Origin of the sequence: Pyrobaculum islandicum DSM 4184 (assembly GCF_000015205.1) — an archaeon.
GTDB lineage: Archaea > Thermoproteota > Thermoprotei > Thermoproteales > Thermoproteaceae > Pyrobaculum > Pyrobaculum islandicum.
In genome coordinates this window covers 932,829-950,657 of the sequence record NC_008701.1, presented here as the reverse complement: position 1 = coordinate 950,657, position 17,829 = coordinate 932,829, and the positions used below count along the sequence as shown (strand labels likewise).

The 17,829-nt window shown below is 44.9% G+C and carries 20 protein-coding genes and 3 pseudogenes; 10 read left to right on the top strand and 13 right to left on the bottom strand.

Features of this window, described 5'->3' with window-relative positions; genetic code table 11:
* Positions 1–8: 8 nt before the first annotated feature.
* Positions 9–1,325, bottom strand: coding sequence for an NfeD family protein (locus PISL_RS05435; RefSeq protein WP_011762804.1), 1,317 nt, complete (start codon positions 1,323–1,325; stop codon positions 9–11).
* Positions 1,322–2,113: a slipin family protein gene (locus PISL_RS05430; protein WP_053240548.1), complete on the bottom strand. Its 792-nt coding sequence runs from the start codon at positions 2,111–2,113 to the stop codon at positions 1,322–1,324. The genes PISL_RS05435 and PISL_RS05430 overlap by 4 nt, the downstream gene beginning before the upstream one ends.
* Before the next feature lie 229 nt (positions 2,114–2,342).
* Between PISL_RS05430 and PISL_RS05425 the strand changes: the two genes are divergently transcribed.
* Positions 2,343–2,660, top strand: coding sequence for a hypothetical protein (locus PISL_RS05425; RefSeq protein ID WP_011762802.1), 318 nt, complete (start codon positions 2,343–2,345; stop codon positions 2,658–2,660).
* The gene (locus PISL_RS05420) at positions 2,657–3,688 is read left to right on the top strand and encodes a V-type ATPase subunit (RefSeq protein WP_011762801.1); all 1,032 of its coding nucleotides are present in this window, start codon (positions 2,657–2,659) and stop codon (positions 3,686–3,688) included. The genes PISL_RS05425 and PISL_RS05420 overlap by 4 nt, the downstream gene beginning before the upstream one ends.
* Here PISL_RS05420 and PISL_RS05415 read toward each other — a convergent pair.
* From PISL_RS05415 to PISL_RS05410, 3 genes are read right to left on the bottom strand one after another with little or no spacing between them, the layout of a single operon-like run.
* Positions 3,685–3,966 (bottom strand): ATP synthase subunit C, encoded by a 282-nt coding sequence (locus PISL_RS05415; protein WP_011762800.1) that lies wholly within the window; start codon positions 3,964–3,966, stop codon positions 3,685–3,687. The two genes, PISL_RS05420 and PISL_RS05415, sit on opposite strands and share 4 nt — an antisense overlap.
* Before the next feature lie 14 nt (positions 3,967–3,980).
* Positions 3,981–4,130, bottom strand: a complete 150-nt coding sequence (locus PISL_RS10745) for a hypothetical protein (protein WP_011762799.1) — start codon at positions 4,128–4,130, stop codon at positions 3,981–3,983.
* Between the two features lie 22 nt (positions 4,131–4,152).
* Complete coding sequence (locus PISL_RS05410) at positions 4,153–4,752, bottom strand: V-type ATP synthase subunit D (RefSeq protein WP_011762798.1); 600 nt, start codon at positions 4,750–4,752, stop codon at positions 4,153–4,155.
* A 46-nt stretch (positions 4,753–4,798) separates the two neighbouring features.
* Between PISL_RS05410 and PISL_RS05405 the strand changes: the two genes are divergently transcribed.
* Both PISL_RS05405 and PISL_RS05400 read left to right on the top strand, forming a co-directional pair.
* A complete protein-coding gene (locus tag PISL_RS05405; protein WP_011762797.1) occupies positions 4,799–5,569 on the top strand; it encodes a GTPase in 771 nt (256 codons plus the stop codon).
* 84 nt (positions 5,570–5,653) lie between these two features.
* On the top strand, positions 5,654–6,127 hold the full coding sequence (locus PISL_RS05400; protein ID WP_053240547.1) for a hypothetical protein: 474 nt from the start codon (positions 5,654–5,656) through the stop codon (positions 6,125–6,127).
* Positions 6,128–6,228: 101 nt separating this feature from the next.
* Here the strand turns inward: PISL_RS05400 and PISL_RS05395 are convergent, their stop codons facing one another.
* From PISL_RS05395 to PISL_RS10740, 3 genes and pseudogenes are all read right to left on the bottom strand, one after another.
* The gene (locus PISL_RS05395) at positions 6,229–6,783 is read right to left on the bottom strand and encodes an NERD domain-containing protein (protein ID WP_053240354.1); all 555 of its coding nucleotides are present in this window, start codon (positions 6,781–6,783) and stop codon (positions 6,229–6,231) included.
* A gap of 256 nt (positions 6,784–7,039) precedes the next feature.
* Positions 7,040–7,677 (bottom strand): annotated as a pseudogene (locus tag PISL_RS05390) (zinc ribbon domain-containing protein); the annotation flags it as partial.
* 147 nt (positions 7,678–7,824) lie between these two features.
* Entirely contained in the window at positions 7,825–8,067 is a 243-nt protein-coding gene (locus tag PISL_RS10740) for a hypothetical protein (protein ID WP_167827625.1), read from the bottom strand.
* A 91-nt stretch (positions 8,068–8,158) separates the two neighbouring features.
* Here PISL_RS10740 and PISL_RS10735 point away from each other — a divergent pair.
* The 3 genes and pseudogenes from PISL_RS10735 to PISL_RS05375 all read left to right on the top strand — a co-directional run.
* Positions 8,159–8,553: pseudogene (locus PISL_RS10735) on the top strand (zinc ribbon domain-containing protein); the annotation flags it as partial.
* Between the two features lie 250 nt (positions 8,554–8,803).
* Positions 8,804–9,115 (top strand): divalent-cation tolerance protein CutA, encoded by a 312-nt coding sequence (gene cutA, locus PISL_RS05380; protein ID WP_053240352.1) that lies wholly within the window; start codon positions 8,804–8,806, stop codon positions 9,113–9,115.
* A complete protein-coding gene (locus PISL_RS05375; protein ID WP_011762792.1) occupies positions 9,108–10,343 on the top strand; it encodes a 2,3-bisphosphoglycerate-independent phosphoglycerate mutase in 1,236 nt (411 codons plus the stop codon). Before cutA ends, PISL_RS05375 begins: the two co-directional genes overlap by 8 nt.
* A gap of 242 nt (positions 10,344–10,585) precedes the next feature.
* On the opposite strand, the gene PISL_RS05365 is transcribed toward PISL_RS05375, so the two are convergent.
* On the bottom strand, positions 10,586–11,206 hold the full coding sequence (locus tag PISL_RS05365; protein WP_011762790.1) for a hypothetical protein: 621 nt from the start codon (positions 11,204–11,206) through the stop codon (positions 10,586–10,588).
* Entirely contained in the window at positions 11,203–11,550 is a 348-nt protein-coding gene (locus PISL_RS05360; RefSeq protein WP_011762789.1) for a hypothetical protein, read from the bottom strand. The genes PISL_RS05365 and PISL_RS05360 overlap by 4 nt, the downstream gene beginning before the upstream one ends.
* 596 nt (positions 11,551–12,146) lie before the next feature.
* On the opposite strand from PISL_RS05360, the pseudogene PISL_RS05355 reads away from it, so the two are divergent.
* Positions 12,147–12,490: pseudogene (locus PISL_RS05355) on the top strand (zinc ribbon domain-containing protein); the annotation flags it as partial.
* Between the two features lie 152 nt (positions 12,491–12,642).
* On the top strand, positions 12,643–13,464 hold the full coding sequence (locus tag PISL_RS05350; protein ID WP_011762787.1) for an HD domain-containing protein: 822 nt from the start codon (positions 12,643–12,645) through the stop codon (positions 13,462–13,464).
* Here the strand turns inward: PISL_RS05350 and PISL_RS05345 are convergent.
* Positions 13,454–14,422 carry a hypothetical protein gene (locus tag PISL_RS05345; protein ID WP_053240350.1) on the bottom strand — a complete coding sequence of 323 codons (969 nt, stop codon included), beginning with the start codon at positions 14,420–14,422 and terminating at the stop codon, positions 13,454–13,456. The two genes, PISL_RS05350 and PISL_RS05345, sit on opposite strands and share 11 nt — an antisense overlap.
* Positions 14,423–14,551: 129 nt before the next feature.
* Between PISL_RS05345 and PISL_RS05335 the strand changes: the two genes are divergently transcribed.
* On the top strand, positions 14,552–15,073 hold the full coding sequence (locus PISL_RS05335; protein ID WP_011762785.1) for a hypothetical protein: 522 nt from the start codon (positions 14,552–14,554) through the stop codon (positions 15,071–15,073).
* 12 nt (positions 15,074–15,085) lie between these two features.
* Here PISL_RS05335 and PISL_RS05330 read toward each other — a convergent pair whose 3' ends face one another.
* Together PISL_RS05330 and alaXM are read right to left on the bottom strand one after the other, a co-directional pair.
* Entirely contained in the window at positions 15,086–16,591 is a 1,506-nt protein-coding gene (locus tag PISL_RS05330; protein WP_011762784.1) for a cation:proton antiporter domain-containing protein, read from the bottom strand.
* A complete protein-coding gene (gene alaXM, locus PISL_RS05325) occupies positions 16,591–17,307 on the bottom strand; it encodes an alanyl-tRNA editing protein AlaXM (protein ID WP_011762783.1) in 717 nt (238 codons plus the stop codon). Before alaXM ends, PISL_RS05330 begins: the two co-directional genes overlap by 1 nt.
* Between the last annotated feature and the right edge of the window lie 522 nt (positions 17,308–17,829).

Here is a 17,829-nt window from a genome sequence, read left to right as displayed (position 1 = left end):
TCTTTCTATCACTTTTCTCCCTCCGTCCCCTCCGGCGTGTTGATACCCGCCGGCTCAACCTTTAATCTATCACCTTGTACCTCAAGAACCCTTATTTTACAACCCCTTTTTATAGACACATCTGATACGGCCTTCCAATACTCTCCAAAAACTTTTACAAAACCCGGCACGCCGGGTTCAATGTCGTCTAATGCTACGCCCTCCATACCTCTTAGGTTTGTCAAAAACTCAGAGGGGGGTTTTACTTTATGAACTGCCACAGCCTTGTAAATTATTAGGCCAATAAAGCCGACTAGTACTGCTATGTTTATATAAAGCCCGAGCTGTATCAACCACCAATCTTTGATATGTATAAGCTCTCTGCCAAACACACTAGCTGGGTATGCCGATAAGAAGCCAATTATAACTAAAACTGCGCCGACGCCAGCGACAACTCCATGAGCCGCCATACCTGCTAAAATTTCAAATACGATAAGAGACGCGCCCATAATTATCAAAACGAGACTAAGCCATGCAGTTGGGAGAATAGAAAACATAGAGACAACTAGTAATATAATCGCGGCTACTATGGCCGCTGGGTGGCCTGTCAAAAAGGCTGTTAATAGAAGTATAAATGCGAGTAGAGATAAAATACTTGACACCACGGGGTCGCTCAACCACATCTGTAAGGTTTCTGTAGGCGTGGGCGTAACCGGCTGTATAGCACTTCCAATAACCACGATTTCAACTCTCTGGTTTCTCAGGACAATAGAACTCCCATTAATTTTCCTTAACAAATCGTCTATATCGTTTGCAATTATATCAATAACCTTATATCTTAATGCCTCGTCTGCGCCTAGATTCACATTTTTAGTTATACATAGCCTGGCAAAAGTACCATTTCGCCCATAAGACTTGGCAACAGTTTCTAGATACCCTATCAATGCGTTAAGAGTCTTCGACTCGTTAACCGGCGTCCCTCCAGCAATAGGCTGACAAGACCCTATTACTGTATGTGGCGCCATAGCCGCTATATGCGTCGACATTAATACATAAGTGCCCGCAGACCAAGCGTAACTATAATCTGGATATACGAAACCCACAACTGGAACCGGCGAGTTTCCTACCTCTTTCATAATTTGAAGTGTTACATCAGCCAAACCGCCTGGCGTAGACAACAACAGTAGGACAAGGCCGTTGTTTTGCTCGGCAAGAGAAATCGCTCTCTCTATTTGCGAGAGCGTATATGGGCCTATTATACCGTTTATTTCAACCGTATATATAGTGTGTACTATATAAGCGTTAGAAAAACATGTCAAAAGAAGTAGAAGTATCCACTTTTTCATTCCTTCTTTTCTCTCTTGGTAACAGCCAAGGGCAGAGCTACGTACTCCAGAGTGGGCGGCGTGACAATGATTAAGTTATGTTCTCTAGCTATTTCAATCAATGCGTCTATCATTCTTAGTTGAACAGCAGTGGGATTCTGAGAATAGCGCTCGGCGGCCTCGAGGTAGATCTTACTCGCTTCATATTCAGCAGAAGCCAGCGTAATTTTAGCACGTCTAACTCTCTCTGCCTCTGCTTGACTGGCCATTGCGCGGAGTAATACATCAGGAAGCTTTATATCTTTGATAGCAACTGCGGTTACTTTTACACCCCATGGAGTTACATGTTCGTCTACTATTGATGCGATCTTTTTCGCAATTTCGTCTCTATGTGTGAGTAAAGTGTCGAGATCCACCATGCCAACAACATCGCGGAGAGTAGACGCTGCATATATTGCAACAGCTGGTATATGGTTTCTTACAGTTAAAGCAGTTTTCAACGGGTCAACTACTCTAAGGTATATTGCTGCGTCTATAGTTACTTCGACATTATCCTTAGTCAACGCGCGTTGTGCGGGCACGTCTACTACCTCAACACGTAGGTCATATCTCATTATAGTATCGATTATCGGAATTATAAACACAAGCCCTGGGCCAACTACGCCTACGACACGGCCTAGTCTAAATTTAACAGCCCTTTGGTACTCAGGAATTATACGAATAGATGACGAAAGTATAGTAACTAGGATTATAAGGGCGAGAAGTAACAACACGGCAAATATTATTTGTTCAGCGATTTGGAGAACCACAATAGTTACTGCGTAGGTAAATAAATTTATTGACATTACAAATCGGGCGTAAGGAGTTGGACGGAAAATATTAAATACCGCTGCAGTGAGAAAGTTAGGTGAAGTTACACGGGGACGGGCTGAAAATGATGTTAATTCCGCGCGTCTGATCAGATGCGAGAAGTATCTTCACCACTCAGTTAGTCCTGGACTCATCAACTTTATATAAGCCCAGCTTCAATGCATAAATATGCTTAAAATAGATGAAATTTTAAAGCGACTCGAAGAGATAGACAAAGTTATAAAGAGCGCCGATGAGACAAAAACAAACGTCCTAATATATGTAGAACAAGTGTCTAAAAAATATTCCGATGAAATTATTAAAAAAATAGAGGGAATCGTTAGTAATGCCATATTTGAATATAAAAACAAGGCGGTTGAAGAGGCAAAAAAAGAGGCAGAGAAGATTATAAAGAGCGCGGAAGATAAGAAAGAGAAAATCTTATCTAAATACCGGGAAAACAAAAACAAGCTTATCGAGAAGGCATTAGCTATTCTCAATTTATGAGTTCAATACTGAGAAGACCTTCTTTAGGCCCTAGAGTAAGAGGTCTCCGTATAAAAGAGCTACCACGTGATAAACTTATCTCTCTAGTTTATGTAAATACACTAGATGAGTTTTTAAATATTTTAAAAACAACACATTACAATATAGCTCTTGATAAACTTACTAGAGACAACCTAGATGAGTTACGTAGGGGCTTAATAAAAATATATCTAGACAGAGTAAAATCAATATTTCTAGGCTCGAGCGGTGATGCAAAAGCTGTGATACTATCCTCACTTAAGTATTTTGAATATGAGAATATCAGAAACTTAACAATAGCAATTAAAGCAGGTAGAAACCCAGAGGATTTCATACTCTGGGAACCTCTCGAATTTACTAGAAGACGCCATATAATAGCGAGTCTTCTCGGCGTTAAAAACGTAGAAGAGATTGGAGATAGATTAAAACAGATGAGGCACCCAGCTTACAAGGCCTTTGAGCTAGCGTCGAAATATGGCGAAGATAAATTAAGCGTTTTTCTAGACAGACAGTGGATCGAAGACTTCTCTGAGACGGCGCCCGTGAGTAAAGACAAATCTTTGAATATGTTTATCACAGAGCTAAAGGAATACCTCAATGTCTTAATAGCAATAAGAGCAAGAATTTGGGGGCTAACAGAAGAGCTAAACGAACTCATCATTGGCAAACCAACGCCGCTAGTGACATCTGCCGTAAGAGACCCACCGACAAAGTTCTTAGAGAATGCAGGAGCTGTGCCTTGGGGCAAGATACTAATAGATATGGTGGCAGAAGCCCCCACATTAGAAAATATCTCAATAGCGATGGACAATATATATCCGGCATATGTGAAAAAGTTATCAGATATATATATAGCAAGGTTCTCCGAGTTTTCTCTCGGGGCGCTGGCCGCACATTTAGAGTATATGAAGGCGGAAGTAATTACGTTGATTAGAGTCGCCGCGTTGCTTGCGGAAGGCGTGCCAACAGAAAAAAGAAGAAGAGTGTTTGAGCCTCTTACTAGGGCTTAGGCAGTAAACACCAGCAGACCAATCAACAGGCCGTAGATCGCTATCGCCTCCGCAAGCGCTAGAAATATTAAGTACCAAATTCGCTCCTGAGGCTTTTCAACAAGAGCAGATATCGCTGAAGCACCCGCTATACCAACGCCAATTCCAGCGCCAAGACCAGCGAGGCCGACGGCGAGGCCAGCCCCTAAGTACTTCTCGCCCCCTGTTGCTGTGTGTGTTGTCTGGGCCATTGTTAACATCGCCATTAATATAACCGTGACTAATGCTTTGGCGTTCATAGGCTCTAAACCTTTTAGGTTTTTAAATATTGACGGAGCTCCTCTATTTTCTTATCAATAAGAGATGTGACTTCTCTAATTTCTTCTTTTATATTTGCCATGGCTTTTTCGATTTCTTTGTCGACAAGCTCTTTGATAACTACATTGAGATCTTTCATAGACATGCTAGTGTCTGAAACACCAACCTTATATACGTGACGCTATTATTTTTCTCCTTATAAACTCCTCTCTCTCACCCTCTTCTAGCGCAAGTCTAATGTACTGCATATTCTCTCTTATGCGGGGGATTATTACGTAGTCTATGCTATTTATCATCCTCTGATACTCACGTACTCTGTTTAAAAGCGTATAGAACAGAGTTTCTTTTTCAGCAAATTCCACAAGTTTCTTTAAAAGCTCTCTTGTCTTCACTAGGGCGATATCGAGCTCAGCCGCCTCTGTCACAATGCTATAAGTCGGATACATCACGTAGTCTCTCACCTCAAGGCCCATGTGTGTACCTCTATTTACAAGCTCCACCTTTACAGTCTTGGGGGTTAAATCTGCTATACTCTCTATTCTATCTATGCCTGTCTTAGCTACCGCAGTCTTGAAGTTTGTTGATATCTCTACAAAGTCGTCCGCAATTTCACGACGTAACTTTTCCAAGTCTGTAATTAACGCCCTTATTCTCTGGATTGTAGAATTTCGAGCATCTTCTAAAGTTTTCCTTATCCTTTGAAATAACGTAAGTTGTCTTCTTAATCTAATAAGTTCTAGTCTTGAAGGTGGCGGCTTAAATGACACATTGCGACAATCGCTACATTTTTTAAATGTTGTCTAAGAATCTGACGTGAAAGAGACTTGGCGGCTAGTAAGAAGAGTTATAGAAGATGGCGATGTAGTACTTGAAGTTGTTGACGCAAGAGATCCAGGGGCTACCAGAGTAGAAGACGTTGAAAAGCTGGCAGATAAATTAGGCAAGAGGTTGCTAATAGTTTTAAACAAGGCGGATCTTGTAGAACGAGACGTGTTAGAGAAGTGGAGGTCCTATTTTAAAAGCCTAGGCAGAGCCGTAGTTTATATAAGTGCCAAATATAGACTTGGCACGCGAAAGCTGATAGTAGCTATTAGATCGCTAGCTCCGCGCATACCTGTCACAGTCGTTGTCGTGGGCTATCCAAATGTCGGTAAGTCAACAATAATTAACTACCTAAAGGGGCGCTACGTCGCCCCAACGAGTCCCAAGCCAGGGTGGACTAGGGGAGAACAACTAGTGAGAGCTAAAAGCTGGCTTTTGGTGTTAGATACGCCAGGCGTTGTAAAAACGATGTCGACAGGCGACTTAGCTTTAGATGTTATCAAAGGCTTGGTAGATCCAGGCGCTATAGACGACCCAGTACCCTACGCGTATGCACTACTTAGACGCGTGTTGTCCTATAACCCAAAAGCCCTTGTGGAAGCCTACGGCATCGACTGTGATTTAGAAAACGCACTTGAGGAGATAGGAAGAGTTAAAAAAAGACTTCTAAAAGGCGGAAAGGTAAACATCGATGAAGCAGCGCGTATAGTGCTTAAAGATTGGATAGTCGGCAAACTGAGATATTCAACAATGCCGCCGTAGCTAGACAATATAAGCGCTTAGAACCGAGAAATTTACAAAATGTCGCCAATGAAAAACTTCAAATAGGGAGAAGAGGGGGTGTTTGTGTTATTGACATCTATGGCGGCTGTACTAACTGTAGTAATACTTGCGATAGGTCCTTTTGCAAAACCTATTTACGCGACTATCCCCGTAGATATTGGAAACTTTGAAATAGTTGTAGGTGGAGAAGTTGAAAGATTTCTAAACATCCCCTGGGCGCTCTCCGCTATCTTGTCGATTGCAATATTAGCAACCTCCGCATATCTGGAGTTTTTTGTAAAAATGCGCATTGGACAACTTCCCAAGATTATGGCGCTTCTTGCACTAATTTATGCCATGCCTCTACCATATATATACATAGTTAAGTTTAATGACATAGTCGTGGTGCTGAGTAATTACGCAAAGAGCGTGTCTCTCTCTATTTTTGGACTCGCGATTTTAATAGCTGTTGCTGAAAAATTCCTAGTCCCACAAAAGAGGGCTAGAGTTGTCGCAGATCTTTCCATCACCGAAGAGAAGACAGAAAAGGGGTTGTGATCTACTGCTTCTTCTGCACACGCAGACTTGAAACATATAACATAGTGAAGATAAAATCCGAGCTTTCTATCGCCATATATACATATGCATGCGACGAGTGTCTATTTAAGTATAATGACGTAATTCTTGAAGTCGTGAAAAGAGGCGAGAAAGTTCCCAATTTTTCTAATAGATACCACAGGGACTCCGCCGGAAATAAAATTAACATCAGTAGAGGAGATTACAAGCGGCACAACAAAGGGAGCAAAAACAAGTAGTTTAGAAATACACATTTTAACTTTCTTTAGGTGTTTACACGCGATCTCTTCCCACTTGCCGCCCCCGCCTTTCCACTTCTTAGCCTCTACAACAAACGCCACATCTCGGCTCCATGCAACGACGTCAAACTCAGCGCTTCTTCCACAATTTAGTCTAACATTTGACACCACGTTGTAACCAAACTCCGAGAAGACATAGCGTATAAACTCCTCGAACTCCCTCCAGTCTAGGTACTTGACGTAACTAGATACGTCTATGCCATACTTAAGGGCTTTGTAAAGGACGTACCCCCTTGTGGCTGGCTCCTGCCTATTTAAAAGGCCGAACTCTCTCAGAGCATCTAACGCAGATCCGTCGCCGGCCAGATACCTCTTCACTGCAACCTCTACGCCTTCCACATTTTAAAACGCCGTATCATAATAAATATGTGATGACGCTATACTTGTTGATAGATGATCGGGGTCCAAAGCGCTGAATTTCCAACTCTTCACCTTTTAACAACCACAGAGAGATAAACCATCTCGTTCCCCTATCTTTTTCTTGGCCCTTCCCGGGGGCTTGGGGGTCTGTTTTGGGTGTGCCGGGGCGGGGGGTGGGTCTTATGTGGCCGTAGGTCGTCGATTTTCTTTGTCTGCCGCCTGGGGCCGGCGTTGTTCATGTGGGAGGTGTAGTTGGGGGGTTAGGTGGTGGTCGCCGAGGGGGTTGTTTCTGGAGTAGCCCCCAGTACCTCTTCTCCGCCATGTCATGGGGGCGTTGTCGCGGTGCGCTCTGAAGCCGCAGGTGGGGCAATGCATTACGCGACCCCTCTCCTCTACCACCTTTGCGTCGCGCTTTGGACAGACTGTTGAATACAGCCGCTCCTCTAGATACGGAATGCCGTACCACTGCGCCGACTCCTTCAACCTCCTCCTCAGTACTCCACTCCCGCCTTGAGCTCTCGGTAACTTGTATCTCCCATTGTGTCTACCACGACCGGCGTTGTATGCCCTGGCGAGTTCAATTATCTTGCCCGCGACGTCTTTGGCGCCACTCCTTAGGTCAACAAAGACGGCCTTGTCCACATCTCTCTCGTTTTCCACTCTCAGTTGGACGTCGAGTGGAACCGACCTGTAGAATACCACGTCATGTCAGAAGAACTTAGCTTTATCCACGAAATACTTCTTAAGACCGTACTTTGGGAACACCTCATCAATGATCCTGACGGCCAACTCGCGCTTATCGGGAGTAAGCAGGCGGTCTAGCTCCTCCGATGTGAGCTTCGGATCCTCCTTTCCTGTCAACTCCATGAGCAACTATGAGCACATGCGGCGAGGGAGAGAGAAACTAGAAGACGTATTTCGACTTTCTACTCCCTCGACACACCTGCCTAACGGCGCGCCGTCAGGCAGGCGAGGCGTTGGTCAAGGTGTGTGACCGCGTTGTTTAGAAGCCTGGGTGGGTTAAAAACGGGTTTGTTCTACGGCGGTCTTACCGCGAGTGCCGTCAACACGGCGATGAGTATCGCCGGTATGAACAGGGCTTGGGGTGGCAACGGCGGCGTATGACGCCGGCGAGGTCGGCAAGTTGCTAGCGACGGCTCTGGCTGCGAAGGTCAACAACATGCCTCCCAACGCCGCCTTTACGACGGCGCCGTTCAGCGCCACCGCGGCGGGCCAAGACGTGTCGGCGAAGAGTAGATTCAACTCAACGAAGCCCCTAGACAGCCGCCGTAGTCAACGCGTCGGCGGGCGTCGCGTATATGGCCGTCTCTAGTTGGCTCGTACTGGAAGGGGCAACGCCGCCCGCGAGATCATAAAGCTGGCCAGAGAACGTCAAGCCGTGATCGTAGTAGACACAATGGAGGACGACACGTACCGAGAGTTGAAGGAGGGGAACGGAGAGAAGAAACACCTCCTAGACGGCCTCGGCCAGCTGAGGAGGCGCAGTGGTACGGCATTCCGTATCTAGAGGAGCGGCTGTATTCAACAGTCTGCCCCCGTTGTGGAGCCAAGATGGCGGAAGAGGGGAGACGCATAATGCATTGCCCCACCTGCGGCTTCTCAGACAACAGAGACAACATCCCCATAATATGGGCCAAGAAGCTGTACAGTAAGTTAATTTCTGCAGCCGCCCCTACCCCCAGCTCAACCGCCGCACCCCCTCCGACATCGATTACGCAACATGGTTAGACATTTTTTCCTTTAAAGGATATTCCCAACTCTACCATTTACCACACAACAACCACACCTCCGCCCCCTCCAATATATTTTTTATTATGGAAACGAGTCCCGGCTCTGGGGCCCGGCGACCAGGGGGCAAAGCCAGCCCCCAACGACCCGAGCCCCCCGGGGAGGGTCGGGAGCCGCAAAGGGGGGTTTGGACATGACTTTAGTCAGCGACACAATGGTTATATACAAAACGTATACCAACCCACCTCGTATGTACTTAGTTGTGTTGATTACAGCTCCTGACAATGAAAACGGTAGGAAAATAGCAAGACATCTTCTTGAAAAGAGACTTGTCTCATGTGTTAATATTACACAAGCAAGCTCGATGTATTGGTGGGAAGGAAGAATAGAAGAGGCTAATGAGGTACTTTTAATAGCGAAGACTACCGCAGATAAACTCGACGAGTTGATAAAAGAGGTTAGGTCTATTCATCCGTATCAACTTCCAGAGATTATTGCACTACCTATTGTAGGCGGGTATATCGACTACCTAGAGTGGGTTAAGAGAGAAACTCATGCCTAGCGTTTTCTGGATATTATTCGACGGGGGAGGCGATAGACCTGTAGGCGGGAGAACTCCTTTTCATACCGCATTTAAGCCAACAATAGACTATCTAACTTCTCTTGGGTCTTGTGGAATCTTAGACCCGATAGCCCCTGGCGTACGCCCAGGCTCTGACACTGCGCACCTAGCTCTCTTCGGTTACGACCCGTATAAGTATTACACAGGGCGTGGCGCTTTTGAGGCGCTGGGGGCTGGCTTAGAGTTAAAGCCAGGCGATGTCGCATTTAGAACTAACCTCGCTACAATAGACGACAACGGCATGGTTTTAGACAGACGCGCAGGTCGCTACATTACGCCAGAAGAAGTAGAGGCCGTAGAAAACCTCATGGCCAATATAGCCGAGGATATAAAGAGAAAATATGGCGTGGAGATTATCTATAAATCCACTGTGGAACATAGAGGTGTTTTAGTACTCCGTGGGTCTGTAAGCCATAAAGTAAGTGATACAGACCCGCATAAAGTTGGCGCAAAACTGTTAGAGTCGCGGCCTCTGGAGAATAGTAAGGAGGCCGTGCTCACGGCAGAGGTTATAAATGAGGTCACAAAACGGTTTTCCGAAGTTGCCAAAGACTTAGAAATAAATAGAAAGAGGAGACTAGAGGGGAGGTTGCCTATAAACGCCATTTTGTTAAGAGGTGGAGGCTATATGCCCCAGATTGAGCCAGTTAGGGAGAGGTACAATATCAAAGCCGCGGCTATAGCTGGCGTCGCTTTAATAAGAGGTGTCGCGCGTGCAGTCGGTATGGACGTATACACAGCACGAGGCCTTGGTGGAACTAAAGACGATATGTTTGACGAAGCTGTAAGACTTGCGGTAGAGCTAATGGGCCGCTACGACTTAGTATTTCTACATGTAAAGGGCACAGATAGCGCCTCACATGATGGAGATTTTAAAGGCAAGGTTTCTGTAATAGAGAGACTAGACAAAGCACTAACGCCATATTTAGACAAACTACTAAATAACTATGTAGTGATTACCTCAGACCACGCCACTCCAATATCTATAAAGGAACATACGGGGGAGTCTGTACCTATTTTACTATATGGGCCCGATGTTGTAACAGACGATGTAAGTAAGTTTTCAGAACTCACTTGTTGGCGTGGGGCTCTGGGGAGAATAAGAGGTATAGACGTAATGCCTATACTTGGAAGCTATTTGGCACTTACAGAAAAATTTGGCGAATGAAATACTTGGTACCACTATCGCGACTGAAAAAAGCGTTAGAAGAATTGGGGGGACAAATATGGTTTTTCATAGATCTCGAGCCTTTCCGGACTGTATACACCCTGGCCCTCTGCGGAGGGCAACCGTGTGTGGTAGTATCGGGACAAGATATGACGCCTGTCCAACTATCTCTTGAGGAGTACCTGAGGATAGAAACGGATAAAAAACGGCTTGCAAGTTTAGATTACACCATTAGATACTTACTAGAGAAAGTGTATGGGGATTCTGAGAGAGAGTCTGTATAGTAGGTGTGTTGCGACAGCCAGCTTTCTCCTCTTGATATCATTGCTCCTCTTTATAACAATATGCGGATAAAAGCCGGAAATCGTTAACTCTCTCGCGCCCATATAATATGCGAGATAAGCAGCTCTATCTCCGTCAGTAAAGCCAGAGATGTTAAATGTACAGCCAATGGGCCACGTCTGTACTGTATAGACCCACCTTCTGTTTGGAATACGCCAATAGTTATCGCCATGTACATGCACTACCTGCGTCTTTCCAAGCTCTACTCCATCTGGCTCAAAATCGAGGTCGCTGACAACTACGTCTGCCTTTATATTACGCCTAAGTAATTTTTTAGCGGTATAGCCCTCTACTGCTATAGTGACAGTGCCTTCGGCCAAAATCTCAAAGGGAGGCATATATATAACTGGCGCTTCCCAATTGAAGTCTCTTAAAACTTCGATAGATATGCCGTTTAGTCTGCTCGCAATCTCAGTGGCTGTGTTGTCTCTATGAAAAGAAAGCTCGGGTAGCAACGCCTTTGCCAAAGTTATTACATACGCCCATTCAGCTGGGTCAAAAATCGTCGGTTTGCAACTCATGGATGTTTTAAAAATTCTAGGACTGTCCCGGCATAGGCACGCTTTCCCCCTATGGGCTTCTCTAATACTGTTTTTCCATACGATGTCTCAATTTTGATAAATTTCTTTACCAACTTCGTTAACAGGCGGCTCTTAAGTCTTAAAACGGCCGTCTCTACCGTTGCTGCCCTTACCTCGCCTGGAGTTGTCTCAGTGTACCCCAAGTAGAACTTTAACGTCGTGTTGCCCGTCGTCGCGGTAATCGGCAGTAGACTATCTACATCCTCGTCATAGTGGCCATAGTCATCAAACACGGTATATTTGACAGGCTCCTCTATCACTTCTAGGGCATAGTCCACCGGCACTCTATCGTTGTACCTATTTTAAATAACTTTGTCGTCTCTACTCTGCAGAGCTTGCTCAAAGCTACGTTGACGAACAGCGTAATGTCGTCACGTCTCCCTACCTCTCTCTTGGCCCCTCCCTGGGGGACTCAAGGGCCCGCCTCGAGTACACCGGGGCGAGGGGGCGGCTCATACGGGGGCCGGCCACAAGTCGTTTATTTTGCATCTGTCTCCACACCCCCGTCAACCGCCCCGGGGCCAGACGTCGTTAATTGGTGAAACATAGTTAGGGGGTTAAAAGTGAGGTGGTCACCGAGACGGTTGAAAGAACGGGTTGTTTTGTCTTTTCTATCAGCTTCCAATACCTCTTCTCTGCCCATAGTTGTCGGCGTCTCCGGCCGGCGGCGTGGCGTATTGTCTTGTTTACAATTGAAGTGCGGCGTTTAACCCAACTCCGTTTTTCAGAATTCTTTCTGATCTTCACCTTTTAAACTACACGTTGGTACACAACCAATATCACACCTACCTCACGGCGCCGCCGTGAGGTAGGTGTGTCGAGAGAGTTGAAATAGGGATGGACTTTCAACTAGCTTTTCTCTCCCACGCCGTACACGCCCATGGGCCAAGTCTACAGAACGCTAAAGATAGAAATTCCCTGGCGGTTGGTAGAAGAGAGACCGGTTGTCCTAGACCTAGTAACTAGGATGTACCTAGCGGCGGCAGAGTACGTGAGAAGACTGTTGAAGGAAGCCACGGGACAAGAGGAGCCCAGACTCACGCCGAATGAGTTGGACCGCTTGCCCACGCCAGACAGGCGCGAGTTGGCACATAAGATAATAGAGGGGGTGTTCCCAAGTACAGGCTCGCAAATTCGCTTGTGGTGTTTGTCAAATTCTTCTGGCAGAATGTCATCTTTTTCAGAGCGGTTCCGTTAAACGCCCAGTTGAGAATTGAAAACAAGGCATAGATAGGGTCGTCTTGTGAGTCTGAAAAACATTATGATGAGAGTGCGGAATCTCGGCACAGACTCCCGGGAAGGCCGGGCGCCGAGAGGGAGATCGCAGAGATGTACGTATAGTCAAAAGTTAAATAATAGGCTTTTTATATAATAGAGTGCAAAAAGAGTTCGCCTATGAAGTCGGTATAAAGCTAATAGAGCGGGTGCTCCCAGATAGCGACAAAGTTAAGAAAATATGGGATTTACTTATTACAGATACAGAAGTTCAAGCCTATCTAAAAATGGCTAATGTTTTTGCTGTCCAGAGATTAAGATATAATGATCACGGCCCTGTACACTCTAGAATTGTTGCTGGTAGTGCCCTTGCCATATATAAAATACTTACAGAAAGGGGTTTTAGGCCAAGTGTAGTGGCAGATGGAGTAGGAGATATAGAGGACTCTATGGTTGTGACATTAATGGGCGCGTATTTACATGACATAGGTAATTCTGTCCATCGTACGCACCACCCCATATATTCAGCTATGTTAACAGATAGGTTGGCTGAAAAAATACTATCTAAGGTCTATGGAGACACAGAGAAAATGTATATGCTTAAACAAGAGGTTCTACATGCCGTGTTTTGTCACGACGAGACATATACATGTTTAACATTTGAAGCTGCGTGTGCTAAAATAGCTGACGGTACAGATATGTCTAGTGGTCGTGCTAGAATTCCCTATCGGATTGGGAAGCTGGATATACACGCGTTAAGCGCCTTGGCTATCGAGCGCGTAGAGCTTACTTCTAACGACACCAGACCTCTTGCTATAAATGTCTATATGTCAAATGAGACCGGGATTTTTCAGATAGATTCTGTGTTAGGGCAAAAGATAGCCACATCAGGTTTAGCCCCTTATGTAGAAGTCCGGGCATATGTCAAGGGGAAGCTTTTTGTCACAAGAACGTTTGAAACTACACATGTGATTAGGAGCTGAGTTTAATAAATTTAGATACTCTCTCAAGATCCCCTCGTACGACTTCTAGCAAGAGTTTGACAGACTTACATTTCTCTCCTCCTTCTAATATAGGTAATATCTTAACATATACCTCGTAGACCCCCTCTGCTATTTTCTCTTCTAGTCTCGCCAAAGCGTTTTTCAATTGTTGCAAATCGGCGCTCTCTATGGGATTTCCAATTAAGACTAGCCCTATGTGCTTCTCTGTGCCTTTTACGCCGATAATGAACGTGGAACTGTCAGTGTTTACAAAGTCTAGATGCTCAGGTAAAAGCGAAATATCCAATTTTTCAAACAATTCTCTCATATGGGGTGTCAAAAGTTGAATTAACCTCTCTACGCATGCAGAAATCTTCTCTGGTGTAATACATCTAAAGTCACAATTTTCGCACTTAGGATGTATGAATTTCAATAACTCCGCCGTGTATTTTAACTCATCAAATCTTATACTTTTACCATATGCCGTTAGTACGTTAGTTACGGCTTTTTCAAGCTCAGAACAATCACTTGTTTTTTCAATAACCTCCTTCAATATACAGTTTCTATATACCAGTTCGCGAAATCTAGCCTTTGCCTCTTCTATTTTTCCCTCATGGAACAACCTCCCTATTTCTACAGCTATTGCAGTAAATTTTCCGGAGGTTGTAATACCAAGAGAGCTTAACGTAGGAGTAATAGTCCGAGATAGACTTCTTGACAGTTTATTCTCATCTAGGAACTCCGCTATGACACTACTAACGTCGATTACGCCTTGTGTATATTTTACATACGCCTTTTTTAAAAGCGCGAACAACCTCTCGGGAGATATACGTATATACCACGAGTGGTATTGACACCTCTCTTTTTGCAGTTCTTCTCTCAACAATTTACATAGTCTCTCTAGGTCTTCTATAGATTCGATGCGCTCCTCGCGCTCGCCTATACGTATTAATACCACAGAATCATAGGGAGGGAGATTAAAACCTAAAACTCGCATTATATGGTATAACCTGTTATAGGCCCCTTCATAACGCCGGCCCTCTCTGGGGGCTCCGGGCCCGCCTCCGCTGATGCCCTTGGGGCCGCCGTGGTGGCCAATGTCGCCATGGCCGCGGTGGTGTTTGTCCTGAGCGGTATGGTCGCGATGGCGATGCTCGGCGTCGGGATACACGTCATGGCCGTGTCGTTGACCTTCACTGTTGTGTACTGCGTTATTAAAGTCTTATATTACCTCTGCATCGATGCTATGGATATTATAGAGATTTTAAGAAAGAGGGATATCAATGAGATAAAAAACGCTCTTATAGAGGTGCATAGACAAAAGGCCTTCTCATTGGCAGATTCTGAATATCTTAGCGACGAGAGAAAAAACGCGGCGCGTTATCATGCATACCACCTTGCATTAATTTCGCAGATATTACCCGATGTAGAAACTGACGTAGAGAGTATAACAGGTCTTGATTACCGTCTCGCAAAAGCCTTTCGGGAGGGGATAGAGAGGTGTTGTGAAATTCCACATGTGGAAGAAGAATTTTACAAAATTGTAGTAAATGAGTTAAATAGAATTATCCGCACCCTCTGTATACAAAATAAGGAAGCTAGGTCTTAGTCATTCTTGGTTTTATTTGGTGGTGTTACTACTAAGCTCTTTGTATATAGCTATAAGTAGATATGTCAAAACTGTGACTACTAGGAGAGCTATATAGTGGTGTAATTCGGCTACTTTTACTATTAAGGCAAACACGACATAAGACGCAAGGGCAAAAGTCAATACTAGAACCATTATACTTACGTAGCGGGCTTGTTCAATTTCTCTAAGTGCTAATAATAAGTCTATGTATATATACCTAGAATATTTAATTAGATAGTAGATTGTTGGTATGAGTAGTACTAATGAGAAAATGCCAAGGTAAGATACTACAATAGCTATAACGAGAGTGAAAACTACAAGCTTCGCCGTTGTTATAAAGAAGTGTGTTACAACCTTATACAGCTTTTCATATGCGACAGCTATTTTTAATTCCCTTATACGTTTGGCCACATATTTCTCCAGTAGGCTACGCTGTCTCCAGAACAGTGGTGCTAGAAAAAGCGTCAGTATGGGCGTGGTAGATAACGCGAAAGCTAACTCCGCATTTTTCAAGACGCCTAACCTATATGCAACTATTGGAATAGTTATAGAGAGCTCCGAGATATGCGCCGTCGCCGTCGCAACGTTAATAGAAAACCTCGGCTGTCCTGTGGTGAAAAGTGCGCTTAGGAAGACAGCTGTTACTCTAACAAATACTGCTAGTAATGCTGTGGCTAAACTTAAGGCGATAAATAGCGGATTTACCGCTGGCATTGGAATCGAAAATCCAACGACTAGCATATATAGGTATATTATTAGGCTGGAAAGGGCTGTAGCCTCTTTTATGTGAACACCGTGGGTGTCGGCTCGCGAAAATATGTAACCTCCTATAAATGCCCCGAGAAAAGGCGAAGCTATTTGGAAGTATTGAACAACATAAACAAAACCGAAGGCTATGGCGAGCGCAAAAGGTATAGCGTATTCGCGGCCGATTATCAGTCTGTATACATATCTAAACACTGCCAAAGCTACTACGCTGACCGCAGTTACGACTACAATATTTACCGGCAGGTTTTCAATAGTCGTTTTACCGAAAAGGAGACTTATTGCAAAGAAGAGCACAGCGTCTTCAAGTGTGGTTATTGAAAGCGCAATAGCTCTGGCTTCTGTTGGCAGAACTTGGGCAAATCTATTAACAAGAATACTTGAGGAGCTAAGCATCATGATAGCGATAATTAAAACCTCTGTCAGCGTAAGCCCTATTAGTTTAAAAAGTAGCATAGACAGACTAATGATAAGCGCACTTTCTAGTATTACGGCAAAAAATGCGGCTGGCGAAAGCCCACTTATGCCTAAACCGCGGCCCACCTCAAATGCTACTAGAGATAGCAAAATCTGTAAGTAGACATCAGGGAGATTTACCGCGCCTAGCTTCCCTACTATAGCGCCTGCGAGAAAAAACCCGAGAAAAGGTGGAAAACCTACGCGATCAAATAGATAGGCAAATAATACGCCAAGGAGAATAGTTATCGAAATTTCGCCAAGCGGAGAATTCACTAGTCTACAGTGTAGTAAAGTCTCTTCTTGCCTTTCCCCCTATTTTCTACCTTCAAAATTTTGATCGTGCCTATTTCGCGGGTATTTCTGACATGAGGGCCGCCGTCTGCTTGTAGATCTACACCCGGTATTTCTACAATCCGGAGCTGGGGTATGTCGGGCGGCATTTTTTCTGCTAACTTCACTACTCCAGGGATTTTCAAAGCCTCTTCTCTAGGCAACCAGTAGATCTTTACCTCAATTCCTCTTTGGGCTATTTCATTTGCTTCTGCCACAGCCTCTTCAAACGCCTTTCTAACGGTCGCCATATCGCCTTCGATATTAAAGTCGTCTCTAGCATACTCCGGCGTTATATCCCCACCTGTAATAAGGGCGTTATATCTCTTGTAAAGTACGGCAGATAATATATGGGCCGCTGTGTGTAAGCGCATCTTCCTATACCTTTTTTCCCAATCTAGTATTCCTGTGACTACATCACCTGGTTTAAAAGCCGGCGCTCTATCTAGTATGTGGACTACCTCGCCGCCTTTGTGGGAGGCCACTGTACTATATTTCTCACTTCTGTAGATTATAAACCCGCTATCCGCCTGTAATCCGCCAGTACCGTCATGAAAAGCTGTTTTATCTAAGATAACTTCGTTGCCAATTACCTCTAATACAGATGCTTCAAATTCCCGGATGTAGGAGTCCTCTTGGTAAAGTAGCCTAGTTCTCATACAAGGCTCCGAGTTTGTACTTTTAATCTTTAACCCCTCTCCCTGACTTCTGCACCTCTTTGGTGAATTTATATAATATCTTCGAAAAGCGAGAAACTTAGCGACCTACATGAGAAGACCTTCCACTATCTTTTCCGGCCCCTCCTGAGAGACTCGGAGATCCGTAGGGCGAAGGAGTGGCTTACGTAGAGACCGGGCTAGAGCGTGGCCGTCGGCAGTCTCTGTCTGTCTTCCGTTGGAGTTCATGATTATGTATTATGGCGAGGTGAGGTCTCTGTTGGCTAAGAGGGGTATACCGTGAACATCAAGTTTCAGACAGTTACACGAGAGCCCTTTCTTTAGGACAAAAGGACTCTCAGGTCAAGCGAAGGTAGACGATACCAACGCCGGTTACGTCCTCTTGTCCATGAGACAGATGGCATGTTGACAAAAATGTGGAAGTGGCGATATACACGTCTTTGGTTTCTACCCTGTTTGGCTCCCCTTTGCGGCTCCCGGCCTCCCCGGGGGAGCTCGGGGCCC

What these genes read in the sequence shown, in the direction of transcription:
- PISL_RS05420 (WP_011762801.1), top strand. Translation starts at nt 2,657, where the DNA reads ATGAGTTCAATACTGAGAAGACCTTCTTTAGGCCCTAGAGTAAGAGGT.
- PISL_RS05435 (WP_011762804.1), bottom strand. Translation starts at nt 1,325, where the DNA reads ATGAAAAAGTGGATACTTCTACTTCTTTTGACATGTTTTTCTAACGCT.
- PISL_RS05425 (WP_011762802.1), top strand. Translation starts at nt 2,343, where the DNA reads ATGCTTAAAATAGATGAAATTTTAAAGCGACTCGAAGAGATAGACAAA.
- cutA (WP_053240352.1), top strand. Translation starts at nt 8,804, where the DNA reads ATGTACTTAGTTGTGTTGATTACAGCTCCTGACAATGAAAACGGTAGG.
- PISL_RS05375 (WP_011762792.1), top strand. Translation starts at nt 9,108, where the DNA reads ATGCCTAGCGTTTTCTGGATATTATTCGACGGGGGAGGCGATAGACCT.
- PISL_RS05365 (WP_011762790.1), bottom strand. Translation starts at nt 11,206, where the DNA reads ATGAGTTGCAAACCGACGATTTTTGACCCAGCTGAATGGGCGTATGTA.
- PISL_RS05415 (WP_011762800.1), bottom strand. Translation starts at nt 3,966, where the DNA reads ATGAACGCCAAAGCATTAGTCACGGTTATATTAATGGCGATGTTAACA.
- alaXM (WP_011762783.1), bottom strand. Translation starts at nt 17,307, where the DNA reads ATGAGAACTAGGCTACTTTACCAAGAGGACTCCTACATCCGGGAATTT.
- PISL_RS10745 (WP_011762799.1), bottom strand. Translation starts at nt 4,130, where the DNA reads ATGTCTATGAAAGATCTCAATGTAGTTATCAAAGAGCTTGTCGACAAA.